This is a genomic window from Dyadobacter sp. HNCC25DJ186, from assembly GCF_056895235.1.
Genome location: NZ_JBXHAS010000039.1, coordinates 1 through 1,801 on the forward strand (window position 1 = coordinate 1; position 1,801 = coordinate 1,801).

General features: G+C 49.0%; 2 pseudogenes. Both read right to left on the reverse strand.

Annotated features, from left to right (window positions below):
- Window positions 1-431 (reverse strand): annotated as a pseudogene (locus AC1XUO_RS29580) (hypothetical protein); the annotation flags it as partial.
- Window positions 432-444: 13 nt separating this feature from the next.
- Window positions 445-1,801 (reverse strand): annotated as a pseudogene (locus tag AC1XUO_RS29585) (hypothetical protein); the annotation flags it as partial.

The window sequence follows — 1,801 nt, forward strand, 5'->3', positions numbered from 1 at the left end:
CCCGTACCTTCTTCAAATTTTTCAACCTGAATGTTTGCATGATTGGCAGGCAGCGGCTCACTTCCAAAGGGCAAAAGGTTCAAGGGGACGTCCTGATAATCGCCAAAGAAGTCGCCCAGGTTTGATCCGAAACTAATTTCGTATCCGGATGCCGTTACTTTTTCGAGGTAAGTAAACCCGCGCTCGATCGTGTCGCCGTCTGCAATCTTTTCGGTGTAATAATTCTGTGGATCCCCGACTGATTGAGGATCCGCTGCATACTTGAAAATGCGGTTATTGGTCGGAGAAAAGGGAACTGTAAACCTGTATACTTTGGAGCCCTGCACGGTTTCAAAGTCAAATACAGGATTGAAACGTTCCAGGGTAAAACTTGTCCCTGGGAAAAGATCCAGGGGGGTGCCGTCGATTAAAATATCAATTCGTTTTTTCATGATCAGGATTAAATTACAGATTGTTTCTTCCGGCCATGGCAGCGACATCTGCTGCCCGATTGCCAGCGCTGGCGGCCGCCCATGATCCGTCAGCGGCGCGATTCATTGCACCGATCAGCTGATCCATTTTACCGGCAATGTTTTCCAATGGTGGTTTTAAATCCTGCACCGCGTCTTTTGTGGCTGCTGTATTCTTGCCGATCGTAGCCATCATCTGCTGACTTTTGCCAATTTCGGCGGATGTTGCACCGTTGGTTGCGTCTGCGTCTCCACCTTCCACATCTCCGTATGGGTTCATTCCAGCATCGTATCCGCCAGTATCCCCCAGGCCAGCGTTGGCGGCGGCTAATTCTGCGTCAAGTTCTGCCTGCATTTCAGCGGCATCTGCTTCTGCTTGTGCAGCGGCTTCGTCGGCGGCCTTCTGGGCTTTTCTCTTTTTGGATCCAAAAAGGTAGGATTCACCTTTACGGAGTGGTTCCAGAAGGCTGCGGTAATCACCTCCATCATTACCGAAAACGGTTCCTTTGGCGGCATGGATCGGAGCACCGTTTTTATGAAGGGATGAATCCAAAAGTGCGTTGATCATCACCCGGTTATTCTTGTAAGTATTGCGTGATAAGATCATGATCGGTTCGTCACCTTCCATTTCCCCGACTTCTTCCCCGGTTTCCCTGTTCGTCAGCGAAATTCCTGATTTGCCATATTCAGAACCGTGACGCGGTCCCTGGGGAACGCCGGCATTGCGGATATATCCACCTTTGGCCATACTTGGCGGCTGCTGGGATTTAATGATGCCGATCTGAACGGCTGCCAATGCGGCTGACGCAACCACACCAATCAGACCAAGCGGGAAACCCATCATGGCCAACGATTTCAGTGCGGCCATAGCGGCATTAATCAGCGCCATTCCTATCTGCATTTTCTGTTCGCGCTTCCAGGCTTTTACCTTCGCTTCGTGCTCTTTTTCAAGGGCGTTTTTATTAATCTTGTCAATTTCCTTTTCGTAAGTATCCTTGTTGATCAGACCTTTGTCGTACTTGTCTTTCCAGGATTTAAGCTGTGCATCCTTTTCCTTGGTGATGTTGGAAAGCTCTTTTTGTAATCTGGCTTCTGAAAGTTTTTGCATCATTTGCAGCCCGGCCGCAACACCTGAAATGATTTCCTGCCCCTTGCTGGTCCAGTTTTGCAGGCGGGAGTCGTTCATGGCTTTTTCGTTTGATAATTTCTTATTCACGAAATCCATGAAACCGGCAAAATCGCCAGACATCAGCGACTTAATCGCGCTGAAAAAACCTTGCTGATTGTTTTTTCTTTCTTCCAGGTTTTGGGCCTCATTGGTTTTTAGTGCCGTCTGGTGGGCAGCGTTTGCG